Here is a 12421-nt window from a genome sequence, read left to right as displayed (position 1 = left end):
CGCTACGGGCTGAAGTATGCAGAAGAGCAGGAAATCCTCTTTGGTGACGGTACAGGCGTTCACCTGCACGGCATTGTCCCGCAGGCGTCAGCATTTGATCCGGCATTTACTGTGGAGCAGCAGAGCGGCATTGACGATCTCCGTCTGGCGATGCTGCAGGCGCAACTGGCGCGCTTCCCTGCATCCGGCCATGTCCTTCACTTCATCGACTGGGCGCGCATCGAACTGACCAAGGACAGCCTGGGCCGTTACATCCTGGCTAACCCGGCGGCGCTGACCGGCCCGACCCTTTGGGGCCTTCCGGTTGTTGCCACGGAAGCGGCAGCCTTCCAGGGTAAATTCCTCACTGGCGCATTCAACGCTGGCGCACAAATCTTCGACCGCGAAGATGCGAACGTGGTTATCTCCACGGAGAACACTGACGACTTCGAGAAAAACATGATCACCATCCGTTGTGAAGAGCGTCTGGCGCTGGCTGTTAAACGTCCTGAGGCATTCGTGTACGGTGCATTCCGCACTGGCGCTGGTAGCTGATGAAATTGCGGCCTTCGGGCCGCTTTTACAGGTGGGAAAATGAAACTGATCGCACTCAAACCGATTTATTTCGGCGGTACCGTCGTTACTGAAGGGCTTCCGCTGGAAACGCTGGAACAGCACGGTCGCGAGCTCATCAAAAAAGGTTATGCGATGCTCGATGAATCAGAAAATCCTGCAGAGCAGGAACAGCAGCAGGAACAGCAGCAGGAACAGCCGGAAGTAAAAGCAGACAAAAAGGCGAAAAAGTGATGCTTGAGCTTGTTGTGGTGAAACAGCACTGCCGCATTGATACCGACTTTAGCGGCGATGATGATTTGCTGACGTTGTATTCGGGCGCGGCGGCGAGATATGTCGAGACATGGACGCGGAGAACGCTGTACGAGGCAGAAGACAGTCCCGGTTACAGTGATGATCCGGATTCAATTCTGCTTAATGACGATGTGAAGGCAGCCATGCTACTGCTTATCGGTCACTGGTATGCAAACCGTGAAGCGGTAAATATCGGGAACATCACCTCAGAAATTCCTTTTGCGGTGGAAGCCCTTTTGCAGCCCTATCGAATTTATGGATTGTAGGAGGTGTTATGCAGGCCGGGAGACTGAGAGACAGGATCACCGTACAGAACAGGACTACAGACAGAGATAACTCGGGGCAGCCTGTTGAATCATGGCATGACGGTGCAGAAACCTGGGCAGAAGTAAAAGGGATCAGTGGTCGTGAACTGGTAGCCGCAGGAGCTGAAACCGCTGTAGCAACAATTAGGGTATGGACACGATTTCGCCGTGATATCACTGCAGCTTCCAGACTCAGAGTTGAAACCGGACCGTTCAAAGGCGCTATTTTGAATATCATTGGCCCACCGATTCCTTATTCTCGCGGTGTTCAGCTCGAAATTTTATGCAAGCAGGGGGCCGAAAAATGATTGAAACGAGCCTCGATTTTTCCGGGCTGAATGACATAGCAAAAGACCTGGAGTTTCTTAGCCGCGCTGAAAACAACAAGGTTCTGCGTGATGCCACGCGCGCCGGCGCCGAAGTGCTTAAGGAAGAAGTGATCGCCCGCGCTCCTGAGAGAACCGGAAAACTGAAGAAAAACGTGGTCGTTTTGACTCAGCGCTCACGACGCCGCGGTGAAATTACTTCCGGCGTACATATCCGTGGTCGCAACATGCGAACCGGTAATAGCGACAACACCATGAAAGCCAGCGATCCACGAAATGCGTTTTACTGGCGGTTTGTGGAGATGGGGACAGTAAATATGCCGCCTCATCCGTTTGTGCGCTCCGCGTTCGATGTTCGCCAGGATCAGGCGACGGAGGTCGCGATCAGGCGAATGAACCAGGCCATTGACGAGGCATTAAGCAAATGACGGAAGACGATCTCTATCCTCTGCTGGAGTCGCTGGCCGGAGGGCAGGTCTATCCCTACGTTGCCCCACTCGGCAGTGACGGGAAGCCTTCAGTCTCGCCGCCCTGGGTAATTTTCTCGATTATTACCGACGTGGCCGCTGACGTTCTCTGTGGTCAGGCTGAATCTGCCGTTTCGGTGCAGGTCGATGTTTACTCCAGCACTATCACTGAAGCGCGTACGATCAGGAATTTGGCGCTGGATGCTCTGCAGGTACTGAGGCCTGCAAATGTCGTTAAAACGCCAGGCTATGAGCCTGATCTACGCTATCACCGGGCCACGCTCGAATTTCAGGTCACCGTCTGACCAGACCTAAACCATACCCCCGCTCCGGCGGGTTTTTTATTTCAGGAGACAGTTATGTCCTCACTTTATGAAAAATCACAGGGCACGAAGATTCAGATTACCTCTGCCCCTGTAACGTCAGAAACGGCAGATGATGCTTCCTACCTTGACCTTCAGTGCACGATTAAAGAGGTGCAGTTCACTGGCGGTCAGAAACAGGATATCGACGTAACGACCTTATGCTCTACAGAACAGGAAAACATTAACGGCCTGGGCGCTCAGTCAGAAATCTCTCTGTCAGGTAACTTTTACTCAAACCCTGCACAGGATGCCCTGCGTGATGCGTATGACAATGACACCACATACGGTTTCAAAATCATTTTCCCTTCTGGGATCGGCTTCCAGTTCCTGGCTGAAGTTCGCCAGCACACCTGGTCATCAGGTACAAACAGCGTCGTGGCCGCCACATTCTCGCTGCGTCTGAAGGGCAAGCCCCAGAAAATTGATCCGGGTTCATAAGGAGTAACCGATGAAATCTATTAAGGAGCTCGCGCTGTCGCGTCAGTCCGCATTCCGCCACGTTACTGTTGAAGTGCCGGAATGGGATGGAGTAAAGATTATGCTCAGGGAACCATCAGCAGAAGCATGGTTGCACTGGCAGGACGTGATTAAACCGGGTGATACTGATGGTGAGTTGTCCGTGTCAGAACGTGCGCACCGCAATCTTCGCGCTGATGTCACACTGTTTATTGACGTTTTGTTTGACGAACAGGGTGAACCGGTATTCAGCAAAAATGATTTTGCCGATGTTGAAGCGGTGTATGGCCCTGTTCATGCGCGGTTGCTGCGCCAGGCTCTAAATCTGACTACTGACCCGAAGGAAGCTGAGGGAAAGTAGCACAGCCCGGCATGCGGTTTCTGATGTCGCTTGCGCTCCGCATGGGGCGCACGCTATCAGAGCTTCGGGATATCATGTCTGCCAGTGAGCTCAGTCTGTGGGCTGAGTTTGATAAACATAGCCCAATAGGCGACATCCGGGGTGACATTCAGGCGGCACAAATTGCTACTGCTGTGTTCAATGCTCAGGGTGCAAAAGCCACGATGAGCGATATGCTGCTGCGCTGGCAGCGTGATCCTGATGAAGAAGGTGCAGACCCGTTTGCCGGGCTTGAGGCGGCGCTTACAGCTGCAACGCAGTGACATTTAGCCCAGAAAATATTAGGATTTGTTCGACTAATTATTCTGGGACCAAAAATATGGAAATTTTACTTGTTTCAATTGTCATCGGCTTAATTCCGGCCTTGATTGCTCATAGCAAAGGCCGCTCTTTCTTTGCCTGGTGGGTGTATGGTGCGCTGTTGTTTATTATTGCTTTCGTGCATTCTCTTGTAATAAAGAAGGATGTTGCTGCTGAAGAAAAAGACTTAATTGAAAACGAGGGTATGAAAAAATGTCCGTTCTGTGCGGAGATAATCAAAAGCGAAGCCATTAAATGTAAACACTGCGGCAGTGATTTGGCAGCTGGATCACCTCCACCTAAAACTGATGAAGAATACCTTGAAGAGGCCAGACAAAAGGTCTGGAAACAATAAAAATAAAACCGCTTCGGCGGTTTTTTTACGTCTGGAGCTTGGATAAATGGCAACCTTACGCGAATTAATAATCAAAATTTCCGCCAATTCTCAATCTTTCCAGACGGAGATATCACGCGCCTCTCGAATGGGGCAGGACTATTATCGGTCTATGCAAAATGGCGGACGACAGGCTGTTGCTGCGTCTCGTGAAACGCAGCGAGCTCTGGCGGAGGTTACCAATCAGATTAACACAGCAAAGGCATCTGCTCTTGGGCTGGCAGGCGCATTTGCAGGAGCGTTTGCAACAAGTCACCTTATTTCACTTGCGGACGAATGGAGTTCCGTGAACGCAAGATTGAAGCAGGCATCCCAGTCTAACAATGATTTTATTGCTTCTCAGCGTGCTCTGATGGAGATCAGCCAGCGCACTGGTACGACTTTTTCAGACAATGCCAGTTTGTTTGCGCGTTCCGCTGCCTCAATGCGTGAATACGGTTATTCCTCCGAAGAGGTTTTAAAAGTTACCGAAGCGATTTCTACAGGATTAAAGCTTTCAGGAGCCAGCACTGCAGAGGCAAGTTCAGTTATTACCCAGTTCAGCCAGGCTCTTGCTCAAGGTGTTTTGCGTGGCGAAGAATTTAACTCCGTAAACGAGAATGGGGATCGTGTTATTCGTGCTCTCGCAACTGGAATGGGCGTCGCGCGAAAAGACCTTAAAGCAATGGCTGATCAAGGCCAGCTTACTTCTGACAAGGTGGTCCCGGCATTAATTAGCCAGCTTTGGACGCTGAGAGATGAGTTCGGCTCCATGCCTCAGACAGTTTCTGCCGCCTCTACGAAGATAGAAAATGCTTTCATGGCATGGGTTGGCGGGGCTAACGAAGCTACAGGAACAACGAAGGTATTAACCGGTGCGCTTAATAGTGTTGCTGACAATATTGATACTGTAGCAATGGCTGCTGGTGCGCTAGCGGCTGTCGGTACCGCTCGCTGGCTTGGTGGAATGGTCACTGGTGCAGCATCTGCGACGGCTGAGTTGTTAAATGCTGCAAAAAGCGAGGTGTCATTGGCTGAAGCCCAGCTCAGGGGAACTCAGATTTCTACAGCAAGAGCCAGGGCGGCTGTATATCGTGCCCAACAAGCAATGATTGCAGCTCGTGGTACAGATTCCCAAGCAGCTGCCGAGAAAAGATTATCCGCAGCTCAGGCATCATTAACAAGAAATATTCAAGCCAGAACAGCAGCACAAACAACGCTCAATAATGTGACCGCTGCTGGGTCAAGACTGATCAGTGGTGCACTTGGATTGGTGGGCGGAATACCCGGTTTGGTCCTGCTTGGAGCTGGTGCATGGTACACCATGTATCAGAATCAAGAACAAGCCAGACGTTCGGCACAGGAATATGCAAACACTCTCGAAGAAGTTCGCGCTAAGACTAAATCCATGTCTCTGCCTGAGGTTTCGGATAATGAAACAAAGACCCGGCAGGCTCTGGATGAACAAAACAGGCTTGTTGATGAGCAAGCCCAAAAAGTAAGGCAACTAAAGGAAGATATTGCCGGTTATCAGCATATGCTGGCAAATCCTGGAGTAACTGTAGGTGGTTATATGATTAACCATCTGAAAAGTATTGATGACGCCACGCGTGAACTTTCAAACGCAACGAGCTCTTTAGTTGTTGAGCAGGAGCGTTTGGCTCAGATGCAGGCAAAATCTGAGTCTATACAGGAGGTTCTTGAAGGTATTGAGCATCGACGGATCGCCTTGATTCGACAGCAAGCGGCAGAGCAAAACAGCGCATATCAATCATTATTGGTGATGAATGGGCAGCATACAGAATTTAACCGCTTGTTGAGTCTAGGTAATAGCCTGCTCATGGCTAGGCAGGGCCTTGTAAACGCGCCGATGCGTCTTCCTCAGGCTGAGCTTAATACCAGTCAAAGCGATGCATTAAATAAAAGTCGCCGCGATCTGGAATTATCGAAATTAAAAGGAGAAGCAAAAGAGCGTGCGCGTTTAGCTTACGCGGCTGACGATTTAGGGTTTGTTGCGGATGATCCGCGTTATCAAACTAGCCGTAACGAATTTATTAATAATGGTTTGGCTGAGTGGCGTAACAATGAAGCCAGTAAACCTCAGAAGAAAGGCCCTAAATCGGAAGCCGAAAAAACAGCTGATACCTATGACAAGCTGATCAAGCAGCAGAAAGAGCAGATTGCTCTGGCTGGTCAAAATACCGAACTGGCAAAACTGAAATATCAGGTTAGCCAGGGCGAACTGGCGACGCTTACAGAGTCTCAGAAACAGACCCTGTTGCAGAATGCCGCGCTTATTGATCAGCAGAAAATACGTGAGCAACTTCGAAATTATGAGGCGAATCTCGCAGACAGTAACGCCAGCTCCCGCGCAGCGAACGAGGCTCAACTAATCGGCTACGGTCAGGGTTCTCGGTTTCGTGAAAGGCTTCAGGAACAATTCAATATCCGAAAGGAATTTGAAGAAAAGAACACTGATCTGCTTAGGCAACGGCAGGCAGGAGATATAGATGAAGCGTTTTATCAGAAAGCTCTGGCACTGAATAAGCGTTATCTTGATGAACGACTCCGTGATCAGGAAGCTTACTATTCTGCGTCTGATGCACAGCGTAGCGACTGGACGGCTGGTATGCGTGAAGGATTCGCTAACTGGGCTGATACTGCTTCCGATTATGCCTCACAGTCGGCAGATCTGGTAAACAATGCCATGACCGGGCTGGTGGGCAATATTTCCGATGCACTTTCCGGTAATAAGGTTGACTGGGAAGACTGGGCCAGTTCGGTTCTTCAGTCCATGCAGAAAATAATTCTCAACGCAATGATCGTTAATTCTCTGCAGTCCTCTATGGGGAGCGGCGGCTTCTTTAGCGGGTTGTTTGGCAGTTCTGCTGGAGGCTCCACGCCGTCTGGCGCTTACAACTCGGCAGCGTCTGGACTTCAGCTCAACGCAAAAGGTGGCGCCTATGCTTCTGCAAGCCTCAGCGCCTACAGTAACAGTATCGTCAGTTCGCCTACCTATTTTGCATTCGCCAAAGGCGCAGGTCTGATGGGGGAAGCAGGGCCGGAGGCCATCATGCCGTTGACCCGCTCCGCTGACGGATCATTAGGTGTTCGTGTGGTTGGGTCACAGTCTCCAGCAACAGGAAATGGCATCACTCAGCACATCACCCAGCATTTCACCATATCCGGTAATGGTGATGCAGCACTGAAACAGGCAATGCAGGAAGCAGCCCGCCAGGGGGCGAACGATGGCGCTAAACAGGCGCGTCAGGATTTGCTTCAGGATTTTTCCAGTCGAGGCCAGGCACGTCGTTTGTTAGGCGTGTGATGGTCTGCATCCTTAATTTAATTAGCCGAAAGGCAGGAGATAATTATGACTTTAGAACAGCGAGTTGAGGCTCTTGAATTTAAAGTTGGGTTTCCGGAAGAAAATGGAGTAAGAATATCCTTCGGAGAAAATTTACGCATGTCATCGACACAACGCATTGGCAGTAATGTGTCTGTGAAAATTAGCAAAGAAACCTTAGCTACTATCCAATACAGCGAAGACTTAACGCCAGAGCTTACGCTTGAAGAGTACAACCAGAGAGCGAAAGAGCATGCTCAAAATGTTCTCTCGAAGATTATTGAAGCGACCCGAAAACAGGCCGCGGAAAATGATAAGGACTACGATAAACTAAGAGATCGTCTTCTTGATAACGCTGTTATTTTAGCGCTCGATTCACAGTCTTAATTGCCATTTCAAATGCGTCCTTTGTATGAGGGTCATTTCTCGCATCGCTATCAGCAATTTTTGCTTGGCCTTTTTGCAGGGATTCCAGCAACCGTTGTGATAAGTTTGCACTAGGAGATAATGAGTCAACCATTCTTAAAATATTTGTCAACATAAGTCCCGTCATAATTTCATGAGTTAGTAGCTTTTGTTTCTGCTTAGTGTTTTCCTCTTCAAGCTTACGAATACGGGCTTCGAAGCTTTCGATACGCTGTTCATTAGACATGATATTTCCTTAATCAGAGGTAATCAGCCATCCCTCTGCGCTGAGTGCGCCAGTGTCCAACCACTGACGGGCTGAACCACACACTTTAACCAGGGATATTGACCTGTAACACCCTGACAAATGATCAGTATCGCCGTTGCGCGTATTTCTCCAGGAGTATTTATGGCTGCACTTGAATGGCCGGACGACGTCTGTCCGGCGTCATTAACGTGGCGACCTGAAAGTAACACCAAAACATTTCGATCTCCTTTTAATGGTGCGTCACAGACTGTCCGTTATCCCGGCACCCGCTGGGTATGCTCCCTGACATTCAACAACCTGTCGGATGATAAATCCCGGCGTCTTGATTCGCTGATTGCCGAGCTGGATGGCGAATATGGCAGGGTGAAAATCCATGACTGGGGCCGGGGCGGGCGCACTCCCGCAGGTTCGCCGGTGGTGAATGGTGCAAACCAGACTGGCACAGAATTACAGACGAGCGGATGGACTCCCGGTGTCGTAGTTCTGGAGCGTGGAGACTACATCACCATTAACGACGAACTGAAGATGGTGACCGCCGATGTGACGAGCACATCAACCGGTACAGCCACTGTGACATTCGCGCCCATGTTGCGCTGGTCGCCACCGGATGGCGCGGCTATCGAAGTGGCGAAACCATACGGCATTTTCAAACTGAAGGATAACCAGCAGGGCGCGGGTAATCGAGTACCTGGGGTATTTACCAGTTACACGCTGGAACTGGAGGAGGCGTTTTAATGTTGTATTCCCCTTTTTCTGATTCGATGGTCGACTGGCTTTCCCGCGACCGGGTGACGGCGGTGATCGCCGCCAATATCCAGTTTGAGTCCGGCATCGTTTATGTGCATTCCGGTACAGGGACAATCGTGCTGGGTGGATATGTCTATTACGGCATGGGAACGATGGGCGCCATTGATGATGTCAATGAAACCAACACGACGAGCCCGACGCAGCTCAGGATGACGCTTTCCGGCCTGGACATGTCCCTGTTTGCCAAAACGCTTAACGAGCGCTGTGTCGGGAAACCGGCGGAACTGTATTTGGTGGCTATGGACGACAACGGCATTGTTCAGGTTGCCGATTTACTTTTCAAAGGCAAGGTTTCCGGCACAGGGGCAACTGCCGGGAAAACTAACGCGCTGCAGCACACCATCAGTAATATTTTTGAGGACTGGCAGCGTCCGTTCCCTGACCGTTACACGGATGAGTCGCAGCAGGCCGCATATCCAGGTGACCATATTTTTCGTTACGTTGCTCAGATGGCAGAGCGTTCGATTTACTGGGGCAATAAAAAAGACGCTCCCGGATTTACTTATAAGTGAGGAAGCATGAAGCATCCGGACTGGCAAAACAGATTAAACGCAGTGATGAAGGCCGCCATTGAGCGGCCTTTTTCATGGGGCCAGCATGACTGCTGCCTTTTTGCTGCTGACTGTGCAGAAGCGATGACCGGTAATGATTTTGCTGCTGGCTGGCGTGGAACGTATGACAGCGAAACAGGCGCGAAAAAGGCGATTCTGCGCGGTGGTGGGTCGCTTGAGAAAGTGCTGGCCCGTTATCTCGACGAGGTGCCTGTCAAACTCGCGCAGCGCGGAGATATTGCTGTTGTTGAAAATGCCGGGTCACGGTGTGCCGGTGTTGTCTATTCTGGCGCGGTATGGGTTCCCGGTGAAAATGGCCTGGTTGGTTTGCGTGTAAAACCGCTGAGTGTCTGGAGGGTGCGTTAATGCCTGCAGCCATCCCAATTATTGCTACCGTCGCCGCTGGCGCAGCCGCCTCATATCAGTATTACGGGATCGCAATGGCTATCACTGTTGCCGCCCAGGTTGCTACGCAGGCGCTCACCAAAAAGCCTTCCGGGATTGATTCATATCGTGACACATCTGAACGCAAGCAGGTATTGCGAGCAGCGGCCAGCGCAAAAACTGTCGTTTACGGACGCACCACGACTTCAGGCACGCTGTTTTTCTCTGAAGAGCAGGCTGGCGAACAGGACGATGGCGAAATGCTGCATCTGGCCGTTGCGCTGGCGGGACATTCATTATCCAGCATCGGAACTGTCTGGCTGGGTGATGAGCCTATCAGTAGTTATCCTGAACACGCATCGTTTGAGTTGCACACCAACCGACAGACGGCGGACCCGTTCATGCTGGAGAACTGCCCGTCATGGAAAGATGACATGATCGGCAAAGGGCTCACCTGGCTGCGCGTGTCCCTGAAATTTAACGCTGAAAAATTCCCGTCCGGCATCCCGAATATCAAGGTTGAAAAGTTTGGTCGTGAGGTTTACGACCCGCGAACCGGGCTGACTGGATACAGCAACAATGCCGCCCTGGTCATTCTCGACTACTACCGAAACTACCTGAAAGTCCCGGACTCGGATATTAACTGGGACCAGTTTCAGGAAGCGGCCAACATCTGCGATGAGGAGGTGATCACCGGCGCCAATACCGTTGAAAAACGTTACACGATAAACGGTGAATTCGACCTTAGCGAAAACAAGGTCACTATTCTGGAAGGGATGCTGGCGGCATGCGCGGGTGATGTGACTTATATTGCCGGAAAACATGGATTGCTTGTCGGCGCATATTATGGACCTGCGACAGAGGTGATCACCGAAAGTCAGCTGGCTGGCGACATAGAGATTATGCCTGAGGTATCCCAGTCTGAGCGGGTTAATACCATCAAGGGGACGTTTGTCGACCCGGAACAGGGATTCACAGAGGCCGATTTCCCGTCCGTTTCCGTCAGCGAGTGGGTAACAGAGGATGGCGTAGAAATTTCACAGGACATGAAACTTCGGTTTGTGACCTCTGAATTTCAGGCTCAGCGTCTGGCCGATGTGAAGTTAAAGCGCACCCGTATTGCCAGAACGATGAACGTGACGCTGAATCTGAGCGGGTACCGTTATCGTCCTGGAATGTATGTGAAGGTTAATTTCCCGTCACTGGGCATCGTCAACGTAGAGATGCGCGTTACCGACTGGAAGTTTGGCGTGCAGAATGGTGTACAGCTAACGCTGAAACAGGAAACTGCTGATGTCTGGGGTGATGCAATAGGTAAGCCTGTAGAGCGGCCACCATTCACGCAGTTACCGTCCGGTGGCGTGGCACAGCCGCAAAACCTCAGATACACCGTTGAGGAAATCGGGCAGGTGGTACAGGGCATTCTTTCCTGGGAAAACGTGGGGCAGGTGACCTATAACAAAGTCATCATTCGTCGTAACGGCCAGATGGTGCTTTCTGTTCAGGTCCCGGGTTCATTTACACGTCTGACCGGATTGCCAAAGGATACCTATACCGCCCATGTTATCGCCGTTAACCAGATGGGAGCGGAATCTCCTGAAGGCTATCTGGAATTCAGCATTGAGGCCCCGCCTCCTCCGTCGCATGTTGATATTGAGCAGGGTTTCTTTGCCGTCACGCTGATCCCACGTCTGGCTGCGATAACAAACGTTTCCACCCAGTTTGACTTCTGGACATCAGGCGAAACTCAGCTTCCCGGCACAACGACTGAAATCGTTGAGGGGAACGCCAGCAGGGAAGGTATTGGCACCACATGGACCAGTAACCAGCTACAGGTGGGACACACCTATTACTGGTACATCAGGACGATTAACGCCTTTGGTGCATCAGCATTTGTTGAGGTTCCGGCGCTGTGCTCAATGGATACCGGAGGCCTGATCGACCTCATTGATGATGCCGTTCAGAATTCTGACGCATTCCAGAATGTTAAAGAAGGTGTTGATACCAACCTCGAAGGCATTATGGAAAATTCGCTGGCGAACCACGGCACCGTTGAGCACCAGTATCAACAGTACGGTGAGGTACGTGCCGATATCCTTGTCGTGAAAACCACGGTAGCGACTGCTGAGCAGGGACTTGCTGACCTGTCCACGTATGTTCAGGCGCAGATTGGCCCTGAAGGTAGCCTTACATCAGCCGTTAACCAGAAGATGACTGCAGTCGTTAATAGTGATGGTACAGCGAAGGCATCTTATACGCTCAATATGGGTATTGTCAGGAACGGAGTGAAATACAATACCGGTTTCGGCATGTCCATTGAGCCTGATGGTAGCTCATACAAATCAACTGTAGTTTTTGCGGCTGATCAGTTCGGTATTTATTCCGGTAGCGACCCTGGAAACTATATTGCTGCCTTCTTCGTATATAACGGCCAGGTATTTATCAGGGATGCTTTAATTCAGGACGGTAGCATCACTAACGCCAAAATTGGTAACTATATTCGATCCAGTTCTTACATATCTGGTCCCGGTGGAACGGGGTGGAATATAGATAAAAATGGTAACTGTGAATTCCATGGTCAGTTTTATGCGAACAGCGGTCAGTTTGCCTTCAATGGCGAAAACAACACGGTTGTAATAAATGGGAATGGTATCACGGTCAATCTCCCCGGAGGTGGTCGGGTTGTCGTTGGACGATGGTAGGTGAATTATGCCGGAAGGTATTCTGATTGATTATAACGATGGACGTCCTGTGATGGCTATTACCGCGGGGCTTCGTGCCCCGTCGTTTTGTGCCAGTTTTTCAGGGAACGGAACCGGAGC

At 50.7% G+C, this 12421-nt stretch carries 17 protein-coding genes and 1 pseudogene; 17 read left to right on the top strand and 1 reads right to left on the bottom strand.

Going from position 1 to position 12421, the window contains the following annotated elements; genetic code table 11:
* The 12 genes and pseudogenes from APU02_RS03430 to APU02_RS03375 all read left to right on the top strand — a co-directional run.
* Nucleotides 1-534 (top strand): phage major capsid protein (locus tag APU02_RS03430; RefSeq protein WP_120714863.1); only part of this gene is annotated, 534 nt, incomplete at its 5' end.
* Nucleotides 535-573: 39 nt separating this feature from the next.
* The gene (locus tag APU02_RS03425; protein WP_059585578.1) at nt 574-786 is read left to right on the top strand and encodes a hypothetical protein; all 213 of its coding nucleotides are present in this window, start codon (nt 574-576) and stop codon (nt 784-786) included.
* Nucleotides 786-1112, top strand: a complete 327-nt coding sequence (locus tag APU02_RS03420) for a head-tail connector protein (protein WP_053528467.1) — start codon at nt 786-788, stop codon at nt 1110-1112. The genes APU02_RS03425 and APU02_RS03420 overlap by 1 nt, the downstream gene beginning before the upstream one ends.
* Before the next feature lie 8 nt (nt 1113-1120).
* Complete coding sequence (locus APU02_RS03415) at nt 1121-1459, top strand: phage head closure protein (RefSeq protein WP_060569269.1); 339 nt, start codon at nt 1121-1123, stop codon at nt 1457-1459.
* Complete coding sequence (locus APU02_RS03410; RefSeq protein ID WP_060569268.1) at nt 1456-1905, top strand: HK97-gp10 family putative phage morphogenesis protein; 450 nt, start codon at nt 1456-1458, stop codon at nt 1903-1905. Before APU02_RS03415 ends, APU02_RS03410 begins: the two co-directional genes overlap by 4 nt.
* Nucleotides 1902-2249 carry a DUF3168 domain-containing protein gene (locus APU02_RS03405; RefSeq protein ID WP_060569267.1) on the top strand — a complete coding sequence of 116 codons (348 nt, stop codon included), beginning with the start codon at nt 1902-1904 and terminating at the stop codon, nt 2247-2249. The genes APU02_RS03410 and APU02_RS03405 overlap by 4 nt, the downstream gene beginning before the upstream one ends.
* A gap of 54 nt (nt 2250-2303) precedes the next feature.
* Nucleotides 2304-2723, top strand: a pseudogene (locus tag APU02_RS03400) (phage tail protein); the annotation flags it as partial.
* A gap of 34 nt (nt 2724-2757) precedes the next feature.
* Nucleotides 2758-3126, top strand: a complete 369-nt coding sequence (locus tag APU02_RS03395) for a phage tail assembly chaperone (RefSeq protein ID WP_060569265.1) — start codon at nt 2758-2760, stop codon at nt 3124-3126.
* Nucleotides 3127-3137: 11 nt separating this feature from the next.
* Nucleotides 3138-3428, top strand: a complete 291-nt coding sequence (locus APU02_RS03390; protein ID WP_060569264.1) for a DUF4035 domain-containing protein — start codon at nt 3138-3140, stop codon at nt 3426-3428.
* 56 nt (nt 3429-3484) lie between these two features.
* On the top strand, nt 3485-3820 hold the full coding sequence (locus tag APU02_RS03385; RefSeq protein WP_000404385.1) for a zinc ribbon domain-containing protein: 336 nt from the start codon (nt 3485-3487) through the stop codon (nt 3818-3820).
* 46 nt (nt 3821-3866) lie between these two features.
* On the top strand, nt 3867-7166 hold the full coding sequence (locus APU02_RS03380; RefSeq protein WP_060569263.1) for a phage tail tape measure protein: 3300 nt from the start codon (nt 3867-3869) through the stop codon (nt 7164-7166).
* Between the two features lie 45 nt (nt 7167-7211).
* Entirely contained in the window at nt 7212-7571 is a 360-nt protein-coding gene (locus tag APU02_RS03375; protein ID WP_060569262.1) for a hypothetical protein, read from the top strand.
* Here the strand turns inward: APU02_RS03375 and APU02_RS03370 are convergent.
* Entirely contained in the window at nt 7543-7836 is a 294-nt protein-coding gene (locus tag APU02_RS03370; RefSeq protein ID WP_060569261.1) for a hypothetical protein, read from the bottom strand. The genes APU02_RS03375 and APU02_RS03370 overlap by 29 nt on opposite strands.
* A 162-nt stretch (nt 7837-7998) precedes the next feature.
* Between APU02_RS03370 and APU02_RS03365 the strand changes: the two genes are divergently transcribed.
* The 5 genes from APU02_RS03365 to APU02_RS27065 form a co-directional block, all read left to right on the top strand.
* Nucleotides 7999-8592, top strand: a complete 594-nt coding sequence (locus APU02_RS03365) for a hypothetical protein (RefSeq protein WP_060569260.1) — start codon at nt 7999-8001, stop codon at nt 8590-8592.
* Nucleotides 8592-9176 (top strand): hypothetical protein, encoded by a 585-nt coding sequence (locus tag APU02_RS03360; protein WP_060569259.1) that lies wholly within the window; start codon nt 8592-8594, stop codon nt 9174-9176. Before APU02_RS03365 ends, APU02_RS03360 begins: the two co-directional genes overlap by 1 nt.
* Before the next feature lie 6 nt (nt 9177-9182).
* Complete coding sequence (locus tag APU02_RS03355) at nt 9183-9581, top strand: hypothetical protein (RefSeq protein WP_060569258.1); 399 nt, start codon at nt 9183-9185, stop codon at nt 9579-9581.
* The gene (locus APU02_RS03350) at nt 9581-12301 is read left to right on the top strand and encodes a DUF1983 domain-containing protein (RefSeq protein WP_060569257.1); all 2721 of its coding nucleotides are present in this window, start codon (nt 9581-9583) and stop codon (nt 12299-12301) included. Before APU02_RS03355 ends, APU02_RS03350 begins: the two co-directional genes overlap by 1 nt.
* 7 nt (nt 12302-12308) lie before the next feature.
* A partial coding sequence (locus APU02_RS27065) for a DUF6453 family protein (RefSeq protein WP_256380011.1) occupies nt 12309-12421 on the top strand: 113 nt, incomplete at its 3' end.

Source organism: Citrobacter sp. 50677481, assembly GCF_001463265.1.
GTDB lineage: Bacteria > Pseudomonadota > Gammaproteobacteria > Enterobacterales > Enterobacteriaceae > Citrobacter_A > Citrobacter_A sedlakii.
This window is presented reverse-complemented; position numbering and strand designations above follow the sequence as displayed.

What these genes read in the sequence shown, in the direction of transcription:
- APU02_RS03425 (WP_059585578.1), top strand. Translation starts at nt 574, where the DNA reads ATGAAACTGATCGCACTCAAACCGATTTATTTCGGCGGTACCGTCGTT.
- APU02_RS03420 (WP_053528467.1), top strand. Translation starts at nt 786, where the DNA reads ATGCTTGAGCTTGTTGTGGTGAAACAGCACTGCCGCATTGATACCGAC.
- APU02_RS03415 (WP_060569269.1), top strand. Translation starts at nt 1,121, where the DNA reads ATGCAGGCCGGGAGACTGAGAGACAGGATCACCGTACAGAACAGGACT.
- APU02_RS03410 (WP_060569268.1), top strand. Translation starts at nt 1,456, where the DNA reads ATGATTGAAACGAGCCTCGATTTTTCCGGGCTGAATGACATAGCAAAA.
- APU02_RS03405 (WP_060569267.1), top strand. Translation starts at nt 1,902, where the DNA reads ATGACGGAAGACGATCTCTATCCTCTGCTGGAGTCGCTGGCCGGAGGG.
- APU02_RS03395 (WP_060569265.1), top strand. Translation starts at nt 2,758, where the DNA reads ATGAAATCTATTAAGGAGCTCGCGCTGTCGCGTCAGTCCGCATTCCGC.
- APU02_RS03390 (WP_060569264.1), top strand. Translation starts at nt 3,138, where the DNA reads ATGCGGTTTCTGATGTCGCTTGCGCTCCGCATGGGGCGCACGCTATCA.
- APU02_RS03385 (WP_000404385.1), top strand. Translation starts at nt 3,485, where the DNA reads ATGGAAATTTTACTTGTTTCAATTGTCATCGGCTTAATTCCGGCCTTG.
- APU02_RS03380 (WP_060569263.1), top strand. Translation starts at nt 3,867, where the DNA reads ATGGCAACCTTACGCGAATTAATAATCAAAATTTCCGCCAATTCTCAA.
- APU02_RS03375 (WP_060569262.1), top strand. Translation starts at nt 7,212, where the DNA reads ATGACTTTAGAACAGCGAGTTGAGGCTCTTGAATTTAAAGTTGGGTTT.
- APU02_RS03370 (WP_060569261.1), bottom strand. Translation starts at nt 7,836, where the DNA reads ATGTCTAATGAACAGCGTATCGAAAGCTTCGAAGCCCGTATTCGTAAG.
- APU02_RS03365 (WP_060569260.1), top strand. Translation starts at nt 7,999, where the DNA reads ATGGCTGCACTTGAATGGCCGGACGACGTCTGTCCGGCGTCATTAACG.
- APU02_RS03360 (WP_060569259.1), top strand. Translation starts at nt 8,592, where the DNA reads ATGTTGTATTCCCCTTTTTCTGATTCGATGGTCGACTGGCTTTCCCGC.
- APU02_RS03355 (WP_060569258.1), top strand. Translation starts at nt 9,183, where the DNA reads ATGAAGCATCCGGACTGGCAAAACAGATTAAACGCAGTGATGAAGGCC.
- APU02_RS03350 (WP_060569257.1), top strand. Translation starts at nt 9,581, where the DNA reads ATGCCTGCAGCCATCCCAATTATTGCTACCGTCGCCGCTGGCGCAGCC.